Source organism: Sphingomonas lacusdianchii, from assembly GCF_022664395.1.
In the GTDB taxonomy this organism is placed as follows: Bacteria; Pseudomonadota; Alphaproteobacteria; order Sphingomonadales; family Sphingomonadaceae; genus Sphingomonas; species Sphingomonas lacusdianchii.
Window position 1 is genome coordinate 72,113 of record NZ_JAKRET010000012.1, and the last position, 23,342, is coordinate 95,454.

At 66.7% G+C, this 23,342-nt stretch carries 24 protein-coding genes; 13 read left to right on the forward strand and 11 right to left on the reverse strand.

Translation table 11 applies throughout. The annotated features are described in order from the left end of the window. Window positions 1-2: 2 nt before the first annotated feature. Together MF607_RS15935 and uxuA are read right to left on the reverse strand one after the other, a co-directional pair. The gene (locus MF607_RS15935) at window positions 3-755 is read right to left on the reverse strand and encodes a FadR/GntR family transcriptional regulator (RefSeq protein WP_242120571.1); all 753 of its coding nucleotides are present in this window, start codon (window positions 753-755) and stop codon (window positions 3-5) included. Between the two features lie 48 nt (window positions 756-803). Beyond that, window positions 804-1,970: a mannonate dehydratase gene (gene uxuA, locus MF607_RS15940; RefSeq protein ID WP_242120573.1), complete on the reverse strand. Its 1,167-nt coding sequence runs from the start codon at window positions 1,968-1,970 to the stop codon at window positions 804-806. A gap of 173 nt (window positions 1,971-2,143) precedes the next feature. On the opposite strand from uxuA, the gene MF607_RS15945 reads away from it, so the two are divergent. The 4 genes from MF607_RS15945 (at window position 2,144) to MF607_RS15960 (ending at window position 5,519) form a co-directional block, all read left to right on the forward strand. Further along, entirely contained in the window at window positions 2,144-2,296 is a 153-nt protein-coding gene (locus MF607_RS15945) for a hypothetical protein (protein WP_242120576.1), read from the forward strand. 42 nt (window positions 2,297-2,338) lie between these two features. After that, the gene (locus MF607_RS15950) at window positions 2,339-3,586 is read left to right on the forward strand and encodes a putative DNA modification/repair radical SAM protein (protein WP_242120578.1); all 1,248 of its coding nucleotides are present in this window, start codon (window positions 2,339-2,341) and stop codon (window positions 3,584-3,586) included. 77 nt (window positions 3,587-3,663) lie between these two features. Continuing rightward, window positions 3,664-4,140, forward strand: a complete 477-nt coding sequence (locus tag MF607_RS15955; protein ID WP_242120580.1) for a hemerythrin domain-containing protein — start codon at window positions 3,664-3,666, stop codon at window positions 4,138-4,140. Further along, complete coding sequence (locus MF607_RS15960; RefSeq protein WP_242120583.1) at window positions 4,140-5,519, forward strand: UdgX family uracil-DNA binding protein; 1,380 nt, start codon at window positions 4,140-4,142, stop codon at window positions 5,517-5,519. The genes MF607_RS15955 and MF607_RS15960 overlap by 1 nt, the downstream gene beginning before the upstream one ends. Window positions 5,520-5,971: 452 nt before the next feature. Here MF607_RS15960 and MF607_RS15965 read toward each other — a convergent pair whose 3' ends face one another. From MF607_RS15965 to sdhC, 6 genes are all read right to left on the reverse strand, one after another. Further along, entirely contained in the window at window positions 5,972-6,616 is a 645-nt protein-coding gene (locus MF607_RS15965; protein WP_242120585.1) for a nucleotidyltransferase family protein, read from the reverse strand. Beyond that, window positions 6,606-7,514 carry an XdhC family protein gene (locus tag MF607_RS15970; RefSeq protein WP_242120737.1) on the reverse strand — a complete coding sequence of 303 codons (909 nt, stop codon included), beginning with the start codon at window positions 7,512-7,514 and terminating at the stop codon, window positions 6,606-6,608. Before MF607_RS15970 ends, MF607_RS15965 begins: the two co-directional genes overlap by 11 nt. Window positions 7,515-7,686: 172 nt before the next feature. Continuing rightward, window positions 7,687-8,256, reverse strand: coding sequence for an ATP-dependent Clp protease proteolytic subunit (locus tag MF607_RS15975; protein WP_242120588.1), 570 nt, complete (start codon window positions 8,254-8,256; stop codon window positions 7,687-7,689). Window positions 8,257-8,775: 519 nt separating this feature from the next. Continuing rightward, window positions 8,776-10,593, reverse strand: coding sequence for a succinate dehydrogenase flavoprotein subunit (gene sdhA / locus MF607_RS15980; protein WP_242120590.1), 1,818 nt, complete (start codon window positions 10,591-10,593; stop codon window positions 8,776-8,778). After that, window positions 10,593-10,979: a succinate dehydrogenase, hydrophobic membrane anchor protein gene (gene sdhD / locus MF607_RS15985; protein WP_242120591.1), complete on the reverse strand. Its 387-nt coding sequence runs from the start codon at window positions 10,977-10,979 to the stop codon at window positions 10,593-10,595. The genes sdhA and sdhD overlap by 1 nt, the downstream gene beginning before the upstream one ends. After that, window positions 10,979-11,389, reverse strand: a complete 411-nt coding sequence (sdhC, locus tag MF607_RS15990; protein WP_431311962.1) for a succinate dehydrogenase, cytochrome b556 subunit — start codon at window positions 11,387-11,389, stop codon at window positions 10,979-10,981. The genes sdhD and sdhC overlap by 1 nt, the downstream gene beginning before the upstream one ends. Window positions 11,390-11,605: 216 nt before the next feature. Between sdhC and MF607_RS15995 the strand changes: the two genes are divergently transcribed. From MF607_RS15995 to MF607_RS16005, 3 genes are all read left to right on the forward strand, one after another. Further along, on the forward strand, window positions 11,606-12,955 hold the full coding sequence (locus tag MF607_RS15995; RefSeq protein ID WP_242120595.1) for a methyl-accepting chemotaxis protein: 1,350 nt from the start codon (window positions 11,606-11,608) through the stop codon (window positions 12,953-12,955). Between the two features lie 76 nt (window positions 12,956-13,031). Continuing rightward, window positions 13,032-13,727 (forward strand): SDR family NAD(P)-dependent oxidoreductase, encoded by a 696-nt coding sequence (locus MF607_RS16000; protein ID WP_242120597.1) that lies wholly within the window; start codon window positions 13,032-13,034, stop codon window positions 13,725-13,727. Further along, entirely contained in the window at window positions 13,724-14,659 is a 936-nt protein-coding gene (locus tag MF607_RS16005; RefSeq protein WP_242120599.1) for a 50S ribosomal protein L11 methyltransferase, read from the forward strand. Before MF607_RS16000 ends, MF607_RS16005 begins: the two co-directional genes overlap by 4 nt. 136 nt (window positions 14,660-14,795) lie before the next feature. On the opposite strand, the gene phhA is transcribed toward MF607_RS16005, so the two are convergent. Continuing rightward, window positions 14,796-15,662, reverse strand: coding sequence for a phenylalanine 4-monooxygenase (gene phhA / locus MF607_RS16010; RefSeq protein WP_242120601.1), 867 nt, complete (start codon window positions 15,660-15,662; stop codon window positions 14,796-14,798). A 69-nt stretch (window positions 15,663-15,731) separates the two neighbouring features. Between phhA and MF607_RS16015 the strand changes: the two genes are divergently transcribed. After that, window positions 15,732-16,343, forward strand: coding sequence for a TIGR02117 family protein (locus MF607_RS16015; RefSeq protein WP_242120603.1), 612 nt, complete (start codon window positions 15,732-15,734; stop codon window positions 16,341-16,343). Next, a complete protein-coding gene (locus MF607_RS16020) occupies window positions 16,304-17,050 on the forward strand; it encodes a GPI inositol-deacylase (protein WP_242120605.1) in 747 nt (248 codons plus the stop codon). The genes MF607_RS16015 and MF607_RS16020 overlap by 40 nt, the downstream gene beginning before the upstream one ends. 136 nt (window positions 17,051-17,186) lie before the next feature. Here the strand turns inward: MF607_RS16020 and MF607_RS16025 are convergent, their stop codons facing one another. Both MF607_RS16025 and MF607_RS16030 read right to left on the reverse strand, forming a co-directional pair. Beyond that, on the reverse strand, window positions 17,187-17,408 hold the full coding sequence (locus MF607_RS16025; protein WP_431311966.1) for a hypothetical protein: 222 nt from the start codon (window positions 17,406-17,408) through the stop codon (window positions 17,187-17,189). 28 nt (window positions 17,409-17,436) lie between these two features. Continuing rightward, a complete protein-coding gene (locus MF607_RS16030; RefSeq protein ID WP_242120609.1) occupies window positions 17,437-18,420 on the reverse strand; it encodes a glycerophosphodiester phosphodiesterase in 984 nt (327 codons plus the stop codon). 115 nt (window positions 18,421-18,535) lie between these two features. On the opposite strand from MF607_RS16030, the gene MF607_RS16035 reads away from it, so the two are divergent. From MF607_RS16035 to MF607_RS16050, 4 genes are all read left to right on the forward strand, one after another. Next, a complete protein-coding gene (locus MF607_RS16035; RefSeq protein ID WP_242120611.1) occupies window positions 18,536-19,057 on the forward strand; it encodes a 2Fe-2S iron-sulfur cluster-binding protein in 522 nt (173 codons plus the stop codon). Then, entirely contained in the window at window positions 19,054-20,031 is a 978-nt protein-coding gene (locus MF607_RS16040; protein WP_242120614.1) for an FAD binding domain-containing protein, read from the forward strand. The genes MF607_RS16035 and MF607_RS16040 overlap by 4 nt, the downstream gene beginning before the upstream one ends. Beyond that, window positions 20,028-22,247: a xanthine dehydrogenase family protein molybdopterin-binding subunit gene (locus tag MF607_RS16045; protein WP_242120617.1), complete on the forward strand. Its 2,220-nt coding sequence runs from the start codon at window positions 20,028-20,030 to the stop codon at window positions 22,245-22,247. Before MF607_RS16040 ends, MF607_RS16045 begins: the two co-directional genes overlap by 4 nt. A 242-nt stretch (window positions 22,248-22,489) precedes the next feature. Then, window positions 22,490-23,269: a succinate dehydrogenase iron-sulfur subunit gene (locus tag MF607_RS16050; RefSeq protein WP_056459674.1), complete on the forward strand. Its 780-nt coding sequence runs from the start codon at window positions 22,490-22,492 to the stop codon at window positions 23,267-23,269. Window positions 23,270-23,342 lie beyond the last annotated feature (73 nt).

A 23,342-nucleotide genomic window follows, 5' to 3' on the forward strand; every position in this document is an offset into this window, starting at 1 on the left:
CGTCAGACGCGCAGGCGCCGGGCGACCATGCCCCGCTGCGTCTCGATCTCCGACCGCGCGCGGCGCAGCACCTCGACCTCGGTCGCGGCCAGCAGGTCGTCGACAACGCGGCGCAGATGGTCGCGCATCGTCTGCCGCGCCAGGGCCGGGTCCTGCGCCCGCAGCGCGTCGACGATCAGCCGATGTTCCTCGACCCGGGGCTGGACGCCCTCGCGCCGCGCCTCGGCGAACATGTGCGCACTGAGGGGGGCACGGTCGCGCAGGTTCCACAACATCTCGACCACCGCCGCGATCACCGTGTTGCCGGTCGCCTCGGCGATGCGCAGGTGGAAGCGGCGATCGGCCTCGATCGCAGCGGGATCGGCCGGGTCGACCGCCGCCATCGCCGCCAGCGACGCGTCGAGATCGGCCAGCGCCTCGGCATCGTTCACCGTCGCCGCGACCGCTGCCGCCTCCCCTTCGAACAGGATGCGCGCCTCGATCAGTTCGAACGCGCCGACGTCCAGCTCGGCGGGCGACGCCCCGTCGGCGGAAGTGGCAATGACATACAGGCCGGAGCCGTGCCGCGCCTCGACCAGGCCACGAATTTCGAGCGCGATCATCGCCTCGCGCACCGTCGGGCGGCTGACCGCGAAGGTTTCGGCCAGGTCGCGTTCGCCCGGCAGCCGCGTGCCGACCGGATAGCGGCCCTCGTCGATCGCGGTGGCGATGGCGGTGGAGACCCGCTGGTAAAGTTTTTCGGTGCGCTGCTTCATCGCCCCGACCGATCCCATAGCCGTCCGGCGGTTACAATAGGGCAGCGCTCAACCCGCCGCCGCGTGGGCGATGCCCAGTTCCAGCCCGCGCAATTCGGCCAGCCCGCGCATCCGCCCGAGCAGCGAATAGCCCGGGTTGGTGCGCCGGCCGAGATCGTCGAGCATCTGGTGCCCGTGATCGGGCCGCATCGGGATGCTGCGCCCTTCCCCCCGTGAGACGTCATGGACCGCCGCGACGACCGCCGCCATCTTCGCATCGCCGCGCAGATGCTCCGCCTCGTGGAACGCCGTGTCGCCGCCTTCGCGGTCCACCGAGCGGAGGTGGAGGAAGCCGATGCGGCTGCCCAGCCGCCGGACCATCCCGGGCAGGTCGTTGTCGGCACGCACCCCGAAGGATCCGGTGCAGAAGCATAGTCCGTTCGCGGGGTTGGGGACGGCATCGAACAGCGCGGCGACATCGGCTTCGGTGCTGACGACGCGCGGCAGGCCGAAGATCGGAAAGGGGGGATCGTCAGGATGCACGACCATGCGGATGCCGAGCGCCTCGGCATGCGGGCAGACCGCATCCAGAAACGCGATCAGATTGGCACGCAACCGATCGGCGTCGATCCCGGCATAGTTGGCGATGGCATCGCGGAACTGTGCGGAAGTGAAGCTTTCCTCCGCACCGGGCAGGCCGGCGAGGATCGTCGCCTCCAGCGTCGTGCGCGCCGCATCGTCCATCGCCGCGAACCGGCGCGCCGCGGCCTCGACCAGCGCCGGGCGATAGTCGCGCTCGGCACCGGGGCGCTGCAGGATATGGATGTCATAGGCGGCGACCGCTTCCCATTCGAAGCGCAGCGCGCGCGCGCCGTCGGGCAGCGGCCATGCAAGGTCGGTCCGCGTCCAGTCGAGCAGCGGCATGAAGTTGTAGGTGACGACGGTGATGCCTTCCGCCGCGAGGTTGGTCAGGCTCCGGCGATAGGCATCGATATAGCGGTCCCAGCCGGGGCCGCGCGTCTTCAGGTCGTCATGGACGGGCAGGCTTTCGACCACCGTCCAGCCAAGCCCGGCCTCGGCGATCATCGCCTTGCGCGCGGCGATCGTATCGCGCGGCCACACGCTACCGTTGGGAATGTCGTGCAGCGCGGTGACGACCTCCGTCGCTCCCGCCTGCCGGATCGCGGCCAGCGTCACGGGATCGGACGGGCCGAACCACCGCATCGTCTGTGTCATCAGCAACTGGCCACCCTCCCCGTCCGCACCGACCCGAGATCGGTTTTCGCGGACGGGGATAGGATATTCGAACCCCCCTTGCCAATATCGAATATTGGACAGTCCAATATCGGGATCAGGCGAGGGTCAGTCCGACGTCGGCATTGCCGCACGTGACGTTTCAATAGGGGCAGATGGTGTGGGCAGCGTCGACGAGCTTCTGCGCAAAGAATAGCTGGCTCGCGCCGACGATCGTCGCGCACAGCGGCATGATACCCGAACGGCTCGCCGCGTTGCATGCCGAAGTCACCGCGCTGCGGTCCGCTTTGGCCAAGGCATTGACCTGATTACCCCTTGGCCGCCCGGGTGCCAGAACATATATTGAACGCATGGCGCAACTCGACACTCGCGAAAAGCTGGCGATCCTGGCCGATGCCGCCAAATATGATGCGTCGTGCGCGTCCTCGGGTACTGCCAAGCGCAATTCGCGTGACGGCAAGGGCATCGGTTCAACCGAGGGCATGGGCATCTGCCACGCCTATGCGCCCGATGGCCGCTGTATTTCGCTCCTGAAAATCCTGCTGACGAACAGCTGCATCTTCGACTGCCACTACTGCATCAACCGCAAATCGTCGAACGTCCGCCGCGCGCGCTTCACCGCGCAGGAAGTCGTCGCGCTGACGCTCAGCTTCTATCGCCGCAACTATATCGAAGGGCTGTTCCTGTCGTCGGGGATCATCGGATCGTCCAACTATACGATGGAGCAGATCGTCGAGGTCGCGCGGTCGCTGCGGGAGGATCATGACTTTCGCGGATACATCCACCTCAAGACCATTCCCGATGCCGATCCCGAACTAGTTCATTTGGCCGGGGTCCATGCCGACCGGGTGTCGATCAACGTCGAACTGCCCACCGTCGGCGGGTTGAAGCGGTTGGCCCCGGAGAAGTCCGGGCCGCAGATCGAGGGGGCAATGAAGGACGTCGCCCATGCGATCGAGGACGGGCGCGATGCGCGCAAACGCTACAGGTCCGCACCAAAATTCGCACCGGCGGGTCAATCGACGCAGATGATCGTCGGTGCCGACGCCGCGACCGACAGCGAGATCGTCGGCAAGGCGGCAACGCTGTACGACCGCTTCGCACTGCGCCGCGTCTATTATTCGGCATTCAGCCCGATCCCGGAAGCGTCGGCGGTGCTGCCGCTGCAACGCCCGCCGCTGATGCGCGAGCATCGGCTGTACCAGTCGGACTGGCTGATGCGCTTCTACGACTATCGCCCCGACGAGGTGCGCGCGGCGGCCGATGACGCGACGGGGATGCTGCCCCTCGATATCGATCCCAAGCTGGCCTGGGCATTGAAGTTTCGCGATCGCTTTCCCGTCGATGTGAACCGCGCGCCGCGCGAGATGCTGTTGCGCGTGCCGGGGATGGGGGTGAAGGCGGTCAATGCGATCCTGACTGCGCGGCGCTGGCGGCGGCTGGCGCTGGCCGATGTCGCGCGGCTGACGGTGTCGATCGCCAAGCTGCGGCCGTTCATCGTCGCCGACGACTGGCGGCCGGTGGTGCTGTCGGACCGCGCCGAGTTGCGGCCGCTGGTGGCGCCGAAGAAGGCGGACCAGATGGAGCTGTTCGGCTGACGGTGAAAACCGCTCGCAAGAGAAACCTCCCTTCACCCCCGCCGTTGGTCTGGCCGAACCACGCAAAGGAAATCTCCATGGCCGACGCCCGCATCTATGCCGACCTGAAGGCCGATCACGACCGGCACCGCGACCTGCTTCAGCGTATCGACGCGGCGAGCGGCGACGAGCGCGCCGAGCTGTTCGAGGAATTCCGCGTCGAGGTATCGGCGCATGCCGCCGCCGAAGAGGAAGCGCTGTACGCGACGATGCTCGCCAACCCCGACCTGCGCGACGAGGCGCGGCATTCGGTGTCCGAGCATAAGGAAATCGACGATTATCTGGGTGAGATTGCCAAGCTCGATCCGGCGAGCAACGAGTGGAACCAGCGCTTTGCCGAGATGCGCCACCGTTACGAACATCATATCGACGAGGAAGAGGTAGAGATGTTCCCCGCCGCCGCCAAGGAATTGAGCGACGAAGAGGAAGCGCGGATCGCGACGGTGTTCGAGGAGCGCAAGCCCAAGGAACTGGAAATCGCCGAATCGACCGAAGTGGGCGACGATCGCGACTGATGCGCGTCGCGACGCTGGCGGCAGCGGATGATTTCGACGGGTGGCGCGATGCCGCCCGGTCGCTCGCCGCGCAGCGCGTCGCGCCGTCCGAAGTGGTGTGGCAGATCGGCGACCTGCCCACCGACCTGTTCGGCGACGAGGCGATCGTCGACAGCAATGCCCCCGCCCCCCGCGTGCCGCGTGCCTTCATCGATCTGGCGCGGACGGTGGCGATGCATGCCGATCCCGAGCGCTTCGCGCTGCTCTATGCGATGCTCACCCGCCTGATCGCCGAGCCGCGGCTGATCGACGACAAGGCCGATCCGGCGCTCCGGCGGCTGGAGGAGATGGCCAAGGGGGTGCGGCGCGACATCCACAAGATGCGCGCCTTCCTGCGGTTCCGGGAGGTCGAGGAGGAGGGCGGCACCCGCTTCGTCGCGTGGTTCGAACCCGAGCATCACATCGTCCGCCACAATGCGCGCTTCTTCGTGGACCGGTTCGCGGCGATGCGCTGGTCGATCCTGACGCCGGAGGTGTCGCTGCACTGGGATGGCGAGACGCTGAACGAAGGGCCGGGCGGGACCAAAGCCGACGCCCCTGATGGCGACCCGGTCGAGGAAGTCTGGAAGACCTATTACGCATCGATCTTCAATCCCGCGCGCCTGAAGAAAGGCGCGATGCTGAAAGAGATGCCGCGCAAATATTGGAAGAACATGCCCGAAACCGCGCTGGTCCCGGCGCTGATCGCAGGGGCACAGGCACGCGAGGCGGCGATGATCGAGACGGCACGGGCGGCCCCCGGCGGCAATAGCGAGGTGGCGTGGGCCGCATTGCGCGAGGAGGCGGCGGGGTGCCAGCGCTGCCCGCTATGGAAGCCGGCAACGCAGACCGTGTTCGGCGAGGGGCCGGTCGATGCCGCGATGATGGTGGTCGGCGAACAGCCGGGCGATCAGGAGGATCTGGCCGGGCGGCCGTTCGTGGGGCCGGCGGGACAGGTGTTCGACCGGGCGATGGCCGCGGCAGGGATCGACCGGTCGCGGGTCTATGTCACCAACGCGGTCAAGCATTTCAAGTTCGAGCCGCGTGGCAAACGGCGCATCCATGCGAAGCCCGGCGTGGGCGAGATCGATGCCTGCCGCTGGTGGATCGAACAGGAGCGCGGCATCCTGCGCCCGCGCATGACGGTGGCGCTGGGGGCGACGGCGGCACGGTCGCTGACCGGTAAGACGGTGACGATCTCACGCGAGCGCGGACGTGTACTGACGCTGGCCGATGGCGGGGCGGCGTGGATCACGGTGCATCCGAGCTTCCTGCTGCGACTGCCGGATAAAGTGCAGGCAGAAGAAGAGTTTGCGCGGTTCGTCGAGGACCTGAAGGGCGCGGCGGCGGCGATGGCGTGAGGCCAAAGTTCACTAAGTTCACACTTGCCGCGTTATTGTGGCGATGCGCTGCCATGCTCGAATTGCACGTCATCCAGCGGAGGCTGGCATTTCCTCGGCATACCGCCGGGCAGGAACCGCTTGAGGCTCCAGCCTTCGCTGGAGCGACGTTTGAAGGCTGACCGTAGAAAGATCGTTCTCACGCGAAGGCGCGAAGGCGCGGAGTTCAAGAGAGGATTTGATCGCGCAAAGGCGCAAAGAGCGCAAAGGGGTCGTGGAGCAGGCGGCTGCGGCTTGTCTGGCGAAGCCCTTCTCCCGTCTTCGGCCTTGTAGAACGAGAGCCGCTGCGCGGCGAGCATGCTCTCTTTACGTCCTTTGCGCCTTTGCGCGAAAACAATCTTCTTCTTCGTGCCTCCGCGCCTTCGCGTGAACCCATTTCTACCAAACTACCCAGCTTACCCGCTGTAGGAAAATCATTCCGCCCTGGGATGCCACCAGGGTTCGGGACGCGGCAAGGTGATCGCGTCATGCTCGTCCGGCGCTTCGGCGATGGCGCGCAGGCGGTCGAGGTCTTCGGGCGTGTCGATGTCGATCAGTTCGGCAGGCGCGGTCACGACATGGCGGCCGGCGCGGACGAGGTCGCGGGCGCCGGCGTCCCCTTCCAGCGATTCGAGGAAGTCGAAGCGGCCGGCACCGAATACGGCCGGGGGACAGGGCTTGGTCCCGTCGCTCGACGCCACCACCGCGTCCGCATCGTCGCGGGCGGTGTCGAGCAGGCGATAGACATGGGCGGCGGTGATGCGCGGCATGTCGGCCAGCGCGATCACCACGCCCTTCGCCCCCTTGGCCCGCGCCGCGCGCAGGCCGAGTTGGACCGAACGCGACATGCCGTCCGCCGGGGCTTCGTTGACGATCACATCGAACCCGCGCGAGGCGAAGTCGAGCGTCGTCCCGTCGATCACCGCGACCCGGCCGAGGAACGGGATCGCCTCCAATGCCGTCACGACATGATAGGCGACCGGTTTGTGCAGGAACGGTTGGGCCAGTTTGTCCGCGTCGCCGAAGCGGCGCGAACGCCCCGCCGCCAGCAGGATCAGCACGGCATCTTCAGCGCGCATGAAAGCTCCTTACCATCGCCGCCGCGATCGACAGCGCGATTTCGGACGGGCCGATCGCGCCGATATCGAGTCCGACCGGCCCGTCGATCCGCTCCAGCCCCTGCGCGCCGGCGGCGGACAGGCGTTCGAGCCGCGCGGCATGGCTGCGCCGCGATCCCAACGCGCCGATATAGGCGGCGGGGGTCTTGAGCGCTTCGATCAGGGCGGGGTCGTCGATCTTGATATCGTGGCTAAGCGTCACGACGGCGGTAGCGGCGTCGGGCTTCAATGCCTGCAATGCTTCGTCGGGCCAGCGATCGTCGAGCGTGACGCCGGGGAAACGCTCCGCGGTCAGGAAGCGCGCGCGCGGGTCGATGACGGTGGTGGCGATGCCCAGTTCGCGCGCCATGCCGGCCAACCCCTGCGCGATCTGCACCGCGCCGACGATCAGCAACCGGCGCGGCGGGTCGTAGCGGTTGGCGAAGGCGCCGTCGGCCTCGCCGACTATGGTGCGGCCGGTGGTGCGATCGGTCGACAGGGTGATCGCCCGGCCCTCCGCCCCCGCCGCATCGATCGCGTCGAACAGTTCGGGATCGAAGCCTTGCGGGTCGACGCGCTGGACCATCACCTCGATCTCCCCGCCGCAGGGCAGGCCGACTTCCCATGCGGCGGCGTCCGCCACGCCGTAGCGCTTGATGACGAAGGGGGCGCCGGCGATGACGTCGGCGGCGGTGGCGAGGATGTCGCTTTCGACGCAGCCGCCCGACACCGATCCTTCGAAGCGGCCGTCCTGATGCACGAGCATATGGCTGCCGCGCGGGCGGGGCGCGGAGCCCCAGGTGGAGGTGACGGTCGCCAGCGCGAGCGGGGCGCCGGCCCAGTCGCGGGCAGCGGTCAGGATGGTGTCGTTATCGGCCATGATGTTCCGATGATGGGCGAATTTGGGCGTGGTGGCCAGTGGGTGCATGTGCTCTCCCGCCACGGTCGTCATCCCAGCGAAGGCTGGAATCTCCCCGTGGCCGCGCGCAACGCTGGAGCCGAGGGAGACCCCAGCCTGCGCTGGAGTGACGGTTAGTTCAAGGACCGCAGCGTCAGATCACGTCCAGCACCAGCCCGCGTGCCTTGGCTTCCTCGGCGCCGATATACCAGTTGGCCGGGGCCTTCTCGACCAGTTCCTCGAACGGGACCTGCGATCCGGCGACGATCGCGCGGAAGCCCTCTTCCTCGATCTCGACCGAGGTCTCGATCTCGTGCAGCTTGGCCTTCAGCGTTGCGACCAGCATCTTGAGCGGGCCGGACAATTCGATGGTGCTGGTCATCTGCCGCTCGTGGAGCATCAGGCGCGTGCCCTTGGTCAGGAAGCGCTTGTCGACCGGAAAGGCCGACATGAAGGTCGAGCCGGCGGAATAGACCGCGACCTTGCCGAGGAACAGCGCCTCGCGCCCGGTATAGTCGCGCAGCAGGCGGATATCGTCGCCCATCGCGCGGGCAACTTCGGGATCGCCGCCCAGTGTCGAGATCGACACGACCAGCGGGCCGTCGGTCGGCGCATTCTGCACCTGGTTGCGGAAATTCTCGTACATCGCATGGTCGACCGGTCCGGCGAGATGGACGTGCGGGCGGGCGAGCAACGGGTAATCGTTGACGTTGGTGTCGGGCATGGCGGGAGTCCCCCCTGTTGTGGTCGGCGGCGGTAACCGGGGGAGCGGGAGTTGGTTCCGGGCTGGCGGGAATTGATTCGTGCGAAGGCGCGAAGGGAACGAAGCGAAGACGGGTTCGCGCGGAGACGCAGGGTTGTAGCGGGAGGTTGGGCGAGCCTCGCTGCGGCGAGGTGGCTGCTTCGTCGCTGCGGATTCGATCGAGACCGGTTGGGGGTGGGCCGACGGCGCCAAACCCAAGTCGTACCCCGGCGAAGGCCGGGGTCCAGTTGGGAGGGCTTCGGTAGCTTCCCGACGTCCCCCAACTGGACCCCGGCCTTCGCCGGGGTACGGTCAGGTCAGGTCAGGTCAGGTCAGGTCAGGTCAGGTCAGGTCAGGGGCTTGCCTTCGCGGGACGCTCCGCGTCTCCGCCCCTCCGCGCGAACCTGCCGCTTCTCCGCGTCTTCCGCGCCTTCGCATGAATCAAAAAAAGGGCGATCGGCCGCCAAGCCGATCGCCCTTTCCGAACCAGCGAAGCCGAGCTCAGTACACCCGCTTCTTCGGCTTGATATACTCCACCTCGTCGGTGAGCGTGTAATCGTGCACCGGGCGGTAATCGATCGCGGTCATGCCGCCATTGCCGCCCCAGCCGTCGAACGACGCGATGGTGTGCTTCATCCAGTTGGCGTCGTCGCGATCGGGGAAATCCTCGTTCACATGCGCGCCGCGGCTTTCCTTGCGGTTCTGCGCCGACCGGATCGTCACCATCGCCTGCGCCAGCAGATTGTCCAGCTCGAGCGTTTCGACCAGATCGGTGTTCCAGATCAGCGACTTGTCGGTGACGTTCACGTCGGCGAACGAACGATAGATGTCGTCCATCATCGTCACGCCTTCGTTCAGCAGCGCGTCGTCGCGGAACACGGCGCAGTGCTTCTGCATCGTCTTCTGCATGGCGAGGCGTATCTGCGCAGTCGGCTTGCTGCCGCTGGCGTTGCGGAACTTGTCGAGGCGCGCGAGCGCGAGGTCGGCCGAATCCTTGGGCAGCGGCTTGTGCGGGGTGTTGGGCTTCAAGGTCTCCTTGAGCCGCAGACCGGTCGCACGGCCGAACACGACCAGATCGATCAGCGAGTTGGAGCCGAGGCGGTTGGCGCCGTGCACCGACACGCAGGCCGCTTCGCCGACCGCGAACAGTCCGGGCACGACCGCATCGGGATTGCCGTCCTTGATGGTGACGACTTCGCCGTGATAGTTACACGGAATGCCGCCCATATTGTAATGGACGGTCGGGGTCACCGGAAGCGGCTGGCGGGTCAGGTCGACGCCGGCGAAGATCTTGCCGGTTTCGGTGATGCCCGGCAGGCGTTCGGCCAGCACCTTGGGATCGATATGGTCGAGGTGCAGAAAGATATGGTCGCCGTCCTTGCCGACGCCGCGCCCTTCGCGCATCTCCATCGCCATCGACCGGCTGACGACGTCGCGCGAGGCGAGGTCCTTGGCCGAGGGGGCGTAGCGTTCCATGAACCGCTCGCCATCCTTGTTGGTCAGATACCCGCCCTCGCCGCGTGCGCCCTCGGTGATGAGCACGCCCGCGCCGTAGATGCCGGTCGGGTGGAACTGGACGAATTCCATGTCCTGCAACGGCAAGCCGGCGCGCAGCACCATGCCGCCGCCATCGCCGGTGCAGCTATGCGCCGAGGTGGCGGAGAAATAGCAGCGGCCATAGCCGCCGGTCGCCAGCACCACCGAATGCGCGCGGAAACGGTGGATCGATCCGTCTTCCATGCAAAGCGCGATCACGCCACGGCAGACCTTGCCCTCGGGCGTGTCCTCCATGATCAGGTCGAGCGCGAAATATTCGATGAAGAAGTCCGCGTCGTACTTCAGCGACTGCTGGTACAGCGCGTGGAGCATCGCGTGGCCGGTACGGTCGGCGGCGGCGCAGGTGCGCTGCACCGGGGGGCCTTCGCCCATATTCTGCATGTGGCCGCCGAACGGACGCTGGTAGATCGTCCCGTCCTCGTTGCGGCTGAACGGCACGCCGGCATGTTCCAGCTCGATCACCGCCGCCGGGGCTTCGCGAACCATATATTCGATCGCGTCCTGGTCGCCGAGCCAGTCCGACCCCTTGACCGTGTCGTACATGTGCCACGTCCAGTGGTCGGGCGTGTTGTTACCGAGCGACGCGGCGATGCCGCCCTGCGCCGCCACGGTGTGCGACCGGGTCGGAAACACCTTGGTGATGCAGGCGGTCTTCAGCCCCGCCTCGGCGCTGCCCATGGTGGCGCGCAGGCCCGAACCACCCGCACCCACGACGACGACGTCATAGGTGTGGTCGATGATCTTGTAAGCGTCGGTGGCCATTATTCGGGCGTCCCGGTGAAAGCGATACGGAGGATCGAGAAGGCGGCGAGCAGCCAGCCCGCGCCATAGACGAGGTTGAGCACGACCAGCGCGACGACGCGCGTTTCGTCATGCTGATAATCCTCGATCACGGTCTGCAGGCCCATCTTGGCATGATAGAAGACCGAGGTGGCGAGCAGCAGCAGCGGCACCGCGCCCCAGGCCGACGACACCCAGCCATAGACGGTGTCGTAATCATAGGATGGCAGCAGCGCGAGCGAGAGGACCAGCCACAGCATCAGGACGAGGTTCGAGATCGCCGTCAGCCGTTGATGCCAGAAATGATGCGCGCCGGCCTTTGCCGATCCGAGGCCGCGGACGCGGCCGATGCTGGTTCCGTTACCCATTACTGCTTCCCCACCAGCAGCCACGCCCACAGCGCCGCAGTGGCGCAGACGGCGAAGACGATCGTCGCGACCGCCGATTTGCGGTTGCCGTTCAGTTCGAAATTCGCGCCGATATCCATGAAGAAGTGGCGGACGCCGTTGCCGATATGCTGGAACAGCGCGAAGCTGAGGCCGATCCCGACGACATAGCCGACGATGAAGTAGGGCCCGGTGAACCACGACAGGAACCGTGCATAGCTGTCCTCGCCGCCGGCGAGCGCCGCCAGCCACCAAACGAACAGCGCAAGGCCGACCGTTCCCATGGCGACGCCGGTCGCACGGTGCAGGATCGACACCAGCATGTTCGGGCCCCAGCGCCAAATCTGGAGATGCGGCGATGTCGGGCGGGCTTTGGGGCGGACCATGGCCAAGTCGGGCGTTCCTCAGGCAGTGCGACCGCGTGCAGATACGGTCTTCCAGCGATTGTCGCCTATCTACGCACCCCACCCGCCGATGCAAGTGCGCATCCACGAAACGCCATTCCGCATGCGGGTGGTCAACGGACTGTTAACGCCTGCCCGGTACCAACGGCGCTGCGCATCGGTCCAGCCGGGCCAGGTCGCGCAGGGGAACAGGGGATTCGCAACGTGCCGACCAAGACACTTCCTGCAGCCGAAAGCGTCAGCCGGACGATCGATTTGCAGGAGCGCCTTCGGCTGTTCAACATCACGTCGGCCGACGTCGAGGCCGCCCGCGCGCTGTGGCAGGTCATTGAACCGGAAGCGAACCTGATCGCCGCCGCGCATTTCGACCAGTCGCAAAAGGTCGGCGGGCGCAACAGCATGTCGAACGACTATGCGCGGATGATCGAACTGGGCGTGAATTATCTGCGCAACCGCTTCACCAACCTCACCGGGCTCGCCTGGGTCGAATCGTGCGAGCGGACGATCGCCCGCGCGTTTTCGAACGACGTGCCGCTGACCGCGATCCTGTCGATGGGCGATGCGGGCGCCCGCACCATGCTGGAGGTCTTGCGCCGCGCGATCGATGACGAGACCGGCTTCCGCGACGCCGCCGAACTGCTGTTCCGGCTGCGCTCGCTGGAATGCGAAGTGTTCGTGTCGCTCTACAATGCCTATGCGCAATATGACCTGCAGGGCTCGCGCGACCGGCTGGCGCATGAATTCCGCGACAATATCGGCGCGACCGTCGAACGCGCGAGCCGCGAGAGCGATTCGCTGCGCGTCCATGCCACCCGCACCTCGGCCAGCGCGCGCGGGATGCTGGGCAAGGCGTCCGAAGTCGCCGCCGCCGCCGAACAATCGGCAGTCGCGATGCGCGAGGCGGCCGCCACCGCCGCCGGGCTGATCCGCGCGATCGAGGATGCCCGGACCGAAGTGGAGGCCGCTGCCGAGATCGCGACGCGCGCGTCCGTCCAGGCGGGTACCGCGGTCGGCATGTCCGAAACGCTGTCGGACCATGCCAAGTCGATCGAATCGATCCTCGGCCTGATCCGCGACATCGCGGGACAGACGAACCTGCTCGCGCTCAACGCCACGATCGAGGCGGCCCGCGCGGGCGATGCCGGCCGCGGCTTCGCGGTGGTGGCGCAGGAGGTGAAGAGCCTCGCCAGCCAGACCGCCCGCGCGACCGACGACATCGCCGCCAAGATCGCGGCGATCCAGGCGGCGACGCGCTCGACCGTGGAGACCAATGCATCGATCCGCGCGACCGTCAGCGAGGTGCAGGAAAGCGCCAACCGCATTCGCGGCGCAATGGAAGTGCAGGCACAGACCGTGACCGCCATCACCGCTGCCGTCGACGAAACCGCCCTCGCCGCCGATTCGATGTCGTCGACCATCGCCACGATCCGCGAGGATACCGAAACCGTCGCGTCGGAAATCGACCGCGTCGGCGACGGCTTCACCGCGCTCGACGGCGAACTGGGGTCGCTGAAGACCAGCACCGTCGATTTCATCGGCAAGGTCGCCGCATAGGGACAGTAGCGGTGCGGGCGGGCCGGGGCGCGTAGCCCCGTTGCCCCCTGCTCCGCCGCCGCCTACACGGCGGGGCATGGCTCATATTCTCCTGACCGGCGGATCGCGCGGGATCGGTGCGGCGATCGCCGACCGTCTGCGCGACGCCCACGCCCTTGCCGTCCAGTCGACCGGCGGCGACCTGCCCGCCGATTTCGCCGATCCCGCCGCGCCCGCCGATCTTTGGGCCCGCGCGCTCGATCGGCTCGATGGACGGATCGACATCCTGATCAACAATGCCGGCGTGTTCGAGGCGAACCCGATCGACCAGTCAGACGAAGACTGGGTCGCCGCATGGGAACGGACGCTGCGCATCAACCTGACCGCCGCTGCCGAGCTCAGCCGGCTGGCGGTGCGCCACTGGCAGGAACACGGCATTCCCGGACGCATCGTCAACATCGCCAGCCGCGCCGCGCATCGGGGCGATTCGCCCGCGCACTGGCATTATGCTGCGGCCAAGGCCGGCATGGTCGCGATGACCAAGACCATCGCCCGCGCCTATGCCCGGGAGCGCATTCTCGCCTTCGCCATCTGTCCCGGCTTCACCATGACCGGCATGGCCGAGGATTATGTGGCGAGCCGCGGGGGCGACAAGCTGCTGGCCGACATTCCGCTCGGCCGGGTGGCGATGCCGGACGAAGTGGCGGTGATGGCGGCGTTCTGCGCGACCGACGCGCCCGAATCGATGACCGGCGCGGTGCTCGACGTCAACGGCGCGAGCTATGTCCGATGAGCTGGAAACTGACCCTGCCCTGCACCCGCGCCGAGGCCGAGGCGATCGATGCCGCCGAGGATTTCGGAATCGATCCGGCACCTGTGCTGATGACGACCGAGACGGTCGAGGACGATACCGAGACGTGGCGGCTCGATGCCTATTTCGAGGCCGAACCGGACGAAGCCGCCATCGCCGCGATCACCGCACTGGTGCCGAGTGCCGCCGGACAGGCGCCGCAGATCGAGGCGCTGGGCGATGAGGACTGGGTGACGATGAGCCAGGCGGGGCTCGAGCCGCTGTCGGTCGGGCGATTCTATGTCCATACCGCCGCGCAAGCGGGCGACGTGCCGGCGGGCAAGCGAGCGTTCCTGATCGATGCCGGACGGGCGTTCGGCACCGGGCATCACGAGACGACCAGCGGCTGTCTGGCGATGCTCGACCGGCTGGCGGGCGAGACGTTCGGCAATGCTATCGATCTGGGGACCGGCACGGGGTTGCTGGCATTCGCGGCGCGCGAATTGTGGCCCGAGGCGCGGGTGATCGCGACCGATATCGATCCGGTGGCGATCGACGTGACCGCCGAAAATGCACGGCTGAACGGGGTCGAGCGCGTCGAGCTGGTGGTCGCCGATGGCGCACTGTCGGACGCGATCACGGCGGCGGCGCCCTATGATCTGCTGATCGCCAACATTCTCGCGGGGCCGCTGATCTCAATGGCGCCCGAAGTGGCGGCGATCGCCGCGCCGGGGGCGACGATCGTGTTGGCCGGGTTGCTGGAAACGCAGCGCGGCGGCGTGGTCGCGGCCTATGCGGCGTGCGGCTGCGCGCTTGAGGAAGTCGACCGGCGGGGCGACTGGAGTGTGCTGCGACTGACGGCGGGGGCGGAGCGGTTCGTGCCGAGCGGGCCGATCGATCCGAAGGGCCGCGACGGCTGGGCGTTGGACCTTTGAAATCCTCCCCATTTATGGGGAGGGGGACCGCCGCGAAGCGGTGGTGGAGGGGGCGCGCCGCGCAACGCAACCGTGCCGTATGCGGATACCCCCCTCCACCAGCTTCGCTGGTCCCCCTCCCCGTGCCGGGGAGGATTTAGGGTTTGGACCTCGCATAATGCTGCGTGCCTTCGGTGAGGACGACATCCTCGGGGAGGATTTCATCGACCGCGATATCGCGCTGGTCGCGGATCGCTTCGTACACCGGGGCGAAATCGGTCTCGACCGTCAGCCGCAACAGTTCGTCGAAGCCGGGGATGACGAAATAGGTCTGTTGGAAATCGTCGATCCGGTAATCGGTGCGCATGACCCGCGCCAGATCGAGCATGATCCGGTTCGGGCTGAGATCGTCGAGCGAGAAGCGGGTTTCCGATGCGCTCGACACGATGCCCGCGCCGTAGATGCGTAACCCATCGTCCTCCTGCACCAGCCCGAATTCGACCGTGTACCAGTAGAGCCGCGCCAGTTGCTTGAGCGACCCCAGTTCAAGCGCGCGCAGACCGCCGCGGCCGTACGCCGCGAGGTAATCGGCGAACACCGGATCAGCGAGCATCGGCACATGGCCGAACACGTCGTGAAAGACGTCGGGTTCCTGCAGATAATCGAGCTGGTCGGGCCGGCGGATGAAATTCCCGGCGACGAAGCGGCGATTGGCCATGTGGGTGAAGAACACGTCGTCGGGGACCAGGCCCGGCACCGCGACGACGCGCCAGCCGGTCAGCGCCTCCAGCCGGTCCGACAGTTCCTCGAAATCGGGAATGCCGGACTCGGAGAGCTTCAGCGCGTCCAGCCCGCGCAGGAACGCATCCGACGCGCGGCCGGGCAGCAGTTGCATCTGCCGCGCGTACAGCGTGTCCCAGGTGACGTGATCCTCGGCGCTATAGGCGTCCCAGCCCTGCGGGATCGTCCAGTCGGCATTGGCGCCCTCGGGCGGGCGGTCGAGCACATGGGTATCGCTGGCCATCCGCAAATAGTAGCATGGGTAAGGATGCTACGGAAATGGTCCCTTCGACTGTCCGGTCTGCTGGGCGGGATGCTGTTGATCGTGCTCGGCTATTTCCTTGCCGGACTGATCGGCGGGGCGATCCCGGCCGGATCGGGCGAGGCGCTGCCCGAACGTGGCATCCGCATCTATGTCGAGGATAATGGCATCCATACCGGCATCGTGCTGCCCAAACATGCCGCCGGCCAGTCGTTCGACGATCTGGTACGGGCAAGCGATCTGGCCGATCCGCGCTATGCCGGCCATGGCTGGCTGTCGATCGGCTGGGGCGAGCGCGGCTTCTATCTCGGCACGCCGACCTGGGCCGATGTGAAGCCCGCCACCATCCTTGCCGCCGCGACCGGCAGCGATGCGGTAGTGATGCATGTCGGCCATCTGCCCGAACCGGTCGGCGAGGCCGGCGCCTATCTGGTGACGCTGTCGCCCGACCAGTATCGGCGGCTGGTCGCATTCATCCGCGCGAGCTTTGCCGAGGGACCGTCGGTGCCCGGCTATGGACCGTCCGACGCCTTCTATGTCGCACGCGGGCGCTACAGCGCGATCCATACCTGCAACGCATGGACCGGCGCGGCACTGCGCGCGGCAGGGGTGCCGATGGGGGCATGGACGCCGTTTCCGGTGACGGTTACGACCTGGCTGTGACCAGCCTCGCCCCGCCGCCGATCGGACGCTTCGTGATCGAGACGCCGCGCGCCGCGATCGCGCTGGCGGGGGTGCCGTTCGGGTGGCGGCGGGCACTGGACGGTGCGCCACGGGCGAGCGGCGAGCCGGTGATGGTGCTGCCCGGATTGTTCAACAGCGACCGGTCGAACACCCTTTTGCGCCGCTATTTGCGCACGCTCGGCCATGACGCGCATGGCTGGGAACTGGGGCGCAATTTTGGGCAGCGCAGCATCGGGCCGGACGGCGCCGATCTGTTCGCACGGATCGATGCCGTCGCGCAGGCGAGTGGGCGGCCGGTGGCGCTGGTCGGGGTCAGCCTCGGCGGGATCATGGCGCGCTTCGCGGCGCATCGCCGGCCCGATCTGGTCGAACAGGTGGTGACCGTCGCCAGCCCCTATGCCGGGCCGGCGCGGTCGACCCATGTCTGGCGGCTGTACGAATGGATCAGCGGCGAGTCGGTCGACGATCCGGCGGTGCTCGCGCTGGCCGAGGAGGTGCGCCGCCCCCTGCCCGTCCCCGCCACCGCGATCTGGAGCGCCAGCGACGGGCTGGTCAACGGCATGGGCTGCCATGTGCCGGGTGAACCCGGTTGCCGCGCGGTCGAGGTGGTGAGCAGCCATTATGGCGTGCAAACCCGGCTGGTAGTGCTGCGCGCGGTAGCGGAGGCGCTGGCGGGGAATCGGTAGTTCCGGTCGCCCCTCACCACGAACGTCACCCCGGCGAAGGCCGGGGTCTCCTAGTTGCCGGGCGGGACAGGAGCTGCGAGAGACCCCAGCCTGCGCTGGGGTGACGACGATTGGAACAGGAAGCGGCCCGCTTCCCTCAATCGTCATCCCGTTCGCGCCGACGCCGCGCTTCTTCCTTGCGCATTTCGCGGCCTTCGCGGGCTTCCTTCTTGCGCATCTTGCGGCCGTAATTGCGGTCGGCCTCCGACTGGCTGGTCGTCGTCCAGTCGATTACCTGCGCCCCGGCACGGACCGGCGCGGTCGCGACGTTCCATACGGTGCTCACACAGCCCCCGGTCAGCGGCGCCAGCGCCAGCATCACCCACCCCAATCGCATGCGTCGTCCTTCAATATGGTTTGTCGCGGTTCTGCGACCCGATTAGCGGGAAATCGGTGAAGAAACCATCGACGCCCGCCGCGACCGCGTCGGCAATCTCCTGCCCCACCCGGCCATGGGCTTCCGGACCGCCGGGTACGCGATAGGCTTCGGGAAGGAAGGCGTTTTCGGCGCGATAGGTCCATGGGTGGACGCGCAGGCCCGCGACGTGCGCGTCATGGACCAGCGGCTTGCCCGCCCCGACCATCGATTTGTTCGGTCCGATTCCGAAGGCATAGGTCGCCACCGCCTTCAGCCCCGCAGGAGTCGCCATCGTCCGGTAGCTGTCGACCGCGTGGTCGGCCGGACCGCCCTCCGCGTCCATCAACTGGATCAGGCGGATGCCGGTCAGCTTCTTCAGCGCCTTCAGGTTGTCGACTTCGAACGACTGGATGAACACCGGCGCCTGTGCGCTGTCCCACCCGGCGGCACGCAGTTCGCGGACGAGATGCGCCTCCATCGGCTTGCCGATCGACGCGAAATAGCTCGGATGCTTGGTTTCGGGATAGATGCCGATCGTCCGCCCGGTCTCCGCGCTGGCACGCTTGGCGAGGGCAATGACCTCGGCCAGCGTCGGGATCGGCTGCTGCCCGTCATAGCGGGCATTGTCGGGGCGAAGCTGCGGCAGGCGTTCTTTCGCGCGCAGCGTGCGCAGTTCGGCAAGCGTGAAATCCTCGGTAAACCAGCCGGTGACCGGTTGCCCGTCGATCGTCTTCGTCGTGCGCCGGGCGGCGAATTCGGGATGGGCGGCGACGTCGGTCGTGCCCGAAATCTCGTTTTCGTGGCGGGCGACGAACACATCGTCCTTCGTCAGCACCAGATCGGGTTCGATGAAATCGGCACCCTGCTCGATCGCCAGTTCGTACGCGGCGAGCGTGTGTTCGGGGCGCGATCCGCTGGCGCCACGGTGCGCGATCACGATCGGCGTCGCATCCAGCGGTCGTTCGTCTGCCATCGCACCTGCTCCCAACATCGCCGCCAATACCAACCCCAACATCTGCGATCCCTTCGCAAGAGGAAACGGTTTCGATCGCGAACGTTAGCCGCATTGACCAACGGAGCGCCGACCCATGCATTTCACCATCAACGGCCAGCCGCATCAGGCGGAGGTGGACATTCGCACCACCCTGCTCGACCTGCTGCGCGAACATCTTTCGCTCACCGGCAGCAAGAAGGGCTGCGACCATGGCCAATGCGGGGCGTGCACCGTGCTGGTGAACGGCCGCCGCATCAATAGCTGCCTCACGCTCGCCGTGATGCATCAGGATGACGAGATCGTGACGATCGAGGGGCTGGGCACGCCCGAAAAGCTGCATCCGCTGCAGGCGGCGTTCGTCAAGCATGACGGGTTCCAGTGCGGCTATTGCACGCCGGGGCAGATTTGTTCGGCGGTCGGGATGCTCGACGAGGTCGAGAAGGGCTGGCCGAGCCATGTCAGTGCCACGCTCGACGATCCCGATTTCACCGATGATGAAATCCGCGAGCGGATGAGCGGCAATCTGTGCCGCTGTTCGGCCTATCCCAACATCGTCGACGCGATCCGCGAAGTCGCCGATGCCAAGCAACCGGCTCAGGCGGAGGCAGCGGAATGAAACTGTTCGACTATGCCAAGGCCGACAGCGCCGAAGCCGCCGTCCGCGAGGGTGCCGATCGCGATACCAAGTTCATCGCCGGCGGGACCAACCTGCTCGACCTGATGAAGCTGCAGGTCGAGACGCCTGCGCGACTCGTCGATATCAGCCGCCTGCCGCTGAACGATATCGAGGAGATCGAAGGCGGCGGAGTGCGGATCGGGGCGCTGGTGCCCAATTCCGACCTTGCGGCCGATCCGATCATCCGCGAACGCTATGAAGTGCTCAGCCGCGCGCTGCTGGCCGGGGCGTCGGGGCAGTTGCGCAACAAGGCTTCGACTGGGGGCAATCTGCTGCAACGCACCCGCTGCTATTATTTCTACGAGACGGCGGCCCGCTGCAACAAGCGGGTTCCGGGGTCGGGGTGCGACGCGCAGGAGGGGTTCAACCGGATTCTCGCCATCCTCGGCACCAGCGAGCATTGCATCGCGACGCATCCCAGCGACATGGCAGTGGCGATGCGCGCACTCGACGCGACGATCGTGACGCTGGGCAGCGATGGCGAGCGGCGGCGGATACCGATCGGCGACTTCTATCGCCTGCCCGGCGACACGCCGGACGTCGAGAATGTGCTGCGCGTCGGTGAACTTATCACCCATGTCGAACTACCGCCGGCGCCAGCGGGCAGGCAGACCTATCGCAAGGTGCGCGACCGCGCCTCCTATGCCTTCGCCCTGGTGTCGGTCGCCGGCATCGTGGCGATCGAGGACGGCAAGATTTCCTCGGCGCAGCTTGCCTTTGGCGGGCTCGGCCCGATGCCGTGGCGCGACAGTGCGGTCGAGAATGCGCTGATCGGTCGTGCACCGTCCGACGCGCTGTTCGGGGAGGCCGCCGACCTGTTGCTGCGCGACGCCAAGGGCTTTGGCAGCAACGATTTCAAGATCCCTCTGACCCGGCGCACGCTGATTGCGACGCTGCGGGAGTTGACCGCATGACCACCAACGCACTGCGCATGGACAAGCCCGTCGAGCAGAGCCTGCTCGATTCGGGCGTACAGGGCATCATCGGCAAGGGGATCGAGCGGATCGACGGGCCGCTGAAGGTGGCCGGACAGGCCACCTATTCGGCCGAGTACGACTTTCCGAACCTTGCCTACGGCTTTCTGGTCCGCGCGACCTTTCCCGCCGGCAAGATCAGCTCGATCGATGCCGAAGGTGCCAAGGCGATGCCGGGCGTGGTCGACGTCGTCGTCGACCTGAAGACGTTCATCCGCAACGCCCAGCAAGGTGGCGAGACCGAGGCCCCGACGCAGGGGGTCAAGGACGTCGCCTATTTCGGCGAGCCGGTCGCGATCGTCGTGGCGGAAAGCTATGAGATTGCGCGCGACGCCGCACAATTGGTCGCGGTCCGCTACGAACCTGCCGAGGGCGTATTCACCTTCGACGATCATGTCGACGATGCGATCAAGCCGCCCCCCGGTTCGATGCCGCCCTATCACAGTCAAGGTGATCTGGACGCGGCGATGGCCGACGCTGCCTTCACCATCGACAATGTATGGCGCACCCCGTCGCAGAATTCGGCGGCGATGGAGCCGCACGCGTCGATCGCGCTATGGGACGATGACGGGCTGACGCTGTACGGATCGTTGCAGATGCCGTCGTCGGACAAGCAACAGCTCGCCAAGTCGCTGGGCGAGCGGCAGTCGAAGGTGCGGATCGTCGCGCGCTATATCGGCGGCGGCTTCGGGTCGAAGCTCGGCATCTCGCCCGACACGGTCGCGACCGCGATCGCGGCCAAGGCGGTCGGGCGGCCGGTCAAGACGGTGATGACCCGCCAGCAGGTGTTCGACGCGACGGTGCGCCGGTCGAACACGCAGCAGCGCTTTCGGCTCGCTGCCGATGCCGATGGCAAGCTGACCGGCATCGGCCACGAAACCCTGTGTTCGAACCTGCCGGGCGAAGGCTATTTCGAGCCGGCCGGACAGGCGACGCAATTCCTGTATGGCGGCGAGAACCGGATCATCAAACATGATCTGGTCGAGTTGAATCGCACCCTGTCGGGATCGATGCGCGCGCCGGGCGAGGCGGTCGGCCTGCTCGCGCAGGAAAATGCGATGGACGAACTGGCCGAGCAGATCGGCATCGATCCGATCGAATTGCGCCGTATCAACGATCCGGCACAGGACCCGCAAAAGGACATTCCCTATTCGACGCGGTCGCTGACGCGCTGTCTCGACGCCGGGGCGAAGGCGTTCGGCTGGGAACAGCGCAACCGGACGCCGGGGGCCAAGCGCGAGGGCGACTGGCTGATCGGGCACGGCATGGCGGCGACGACGCGCACCAACATGCTGCAACCGAGCGAGGCGGCGGTGTCGATCGGTCCCGACGGGCGCGCGCTGGTCGAAACCGATATGACCGATATCGGCACCGGCACCTATACCATCCTTGCCCAGATCGCGGGCGAGATGCTCGGCCTGCCGATCGAGCGGGTGGCGGTGCATCTGGGCGATACCAAGTCGCCGCCGGGCGCCGGATCGGGTGGTTCATGGGGTGCGGGCAGCAGCGGGTCGTCGGTCTATCTGGCCGCACAGGCGCTACGCGAGAAGCTCGCCAAGGCGATGGGCGTCGAGGCGGACGACCTGACGCTGAAGGACGGCCATGCCATTGCCGGCAACCGCCGCGTCGCGATTGGCGAACTGGTCGGGGACGGCATCACCGCCACCGGATCGATCGAGCCGGGCAAGCAGGAGAAGGAAACGACGCAGGCCAGCTATGGCGCGCATTTCTGCGAGGTGAAGGTCCATGCCGTCACCGGCGAGGTCCGCGTGACGCGCTGGCATTCGACGTTCGAGGCCGGACGCATCCTGAACCAGCAGACCGCGCGGTCGCAGTGCATTGGCGGCATCGTGTTCGGCATCGGCACCGCGCTGACCGAGGAAGCGGTGCATGACGATCGCGACGGGCGGATCGTCAACCACGACCTCGTCGAATATCACGTGCCGGTTCATGCCGATATTCCGCACATGGACATCGTGTTCCTCGACGAACGCGACCCCCATGCCAACCCGCTACATGCCAAGGGGATCGGCGAACTGGGCATCGGTGGTGCGGGCGCGGCGGTGACCAATGCGATCTACAATGCCACCGGCGTCCGCGTGCGCGATTATCCGGCGACGTTGGACAAGCTGCTGGAAGGGTTGCCGGCTGTCTGAAGCTCCTCCCCGGCACAGGGAGGGGGACCGCCGCGAAGCGGTGGTGGAGGGGTGGTCGCATACGGCACGGTTGCGTTGCGCCGCCCTCCCCCTCCACCAGCTTCGCTGGTCCCCCTCCCCGTGCCGGGGAGGATTTCCGTGGCATTTTCCCTTGTTCGCGTTTGCGGCAATCCTACCTGTCATGTATCTGACGCGCAGACCGGGCGGGTTTGCCGCCCCACAAGCCGAACCGAGCGAGCACCATGGCCGAATTCCGTTTGCCCAAGAATAGTCGCATCACGAAGGGTACGACCCACAAGTCGCCGACCTCGGGCCGGATCAAGAAATTCAAGGTCTATCGCTACGACCCGGATTCGGGCCAGAATCCGCGCTACGACGATTTCGAGATCGATCTCGACGAATGCGGACCGATGGTGCTCGACGCGCTCATCAAGATGAAGTCGGAGCAGGACCCCTCGCTCACCTTCCGCCGCTCGTGCCGCGAGGGGATTTGCGGGTCGTGCTCGATGAACATCGACGGGCGCAACGGACTCGCCTGCACGACCGCGATCGAGGATATCAAGGGCGATATCCGCATCACCCCGCTGCCGCACATGGACGTCATCAAGGACCTGGTGCCGGACTTCACGCATTTCTACGCGCAGTACGCGTCGATCAAGCCATGGCTGCAGACCGTGACCCCGGAACCCGCCGGCAAGGAGCGGCTCCAGTCGCCGGAGGACCGCAACAAGCTCGACGGGCTGTACGAGTGCATCCTGTGCGCCTGCTGCTCGACCTCGTGCCCGAGCTATTGGTGGAACAGCGACAAGTTCCTCGGGCCGGCGATCCTGCTCCAGGCCTATCGCTGGCTGGCCGACAGCCGTGACGAGATGACCGGCGAGCGTCTCGACGAACTGGAGGATCCGTTCCGCCTGTATCGTTGCCACACGATCATGAACTGCGCGAACGTGTGCCCGAAGGGGCTGAACCCGGCCAAGGCGATCGCCGAGATCAAGAAGATGGAAGTCGAGCGGATCATCTGATCCCGTGACACTGCCGTTTGGTTCGAGCAGCTTCGAGCGTAGTCGAGAAGCGTCCGTCGAGAACTTGGTCGTT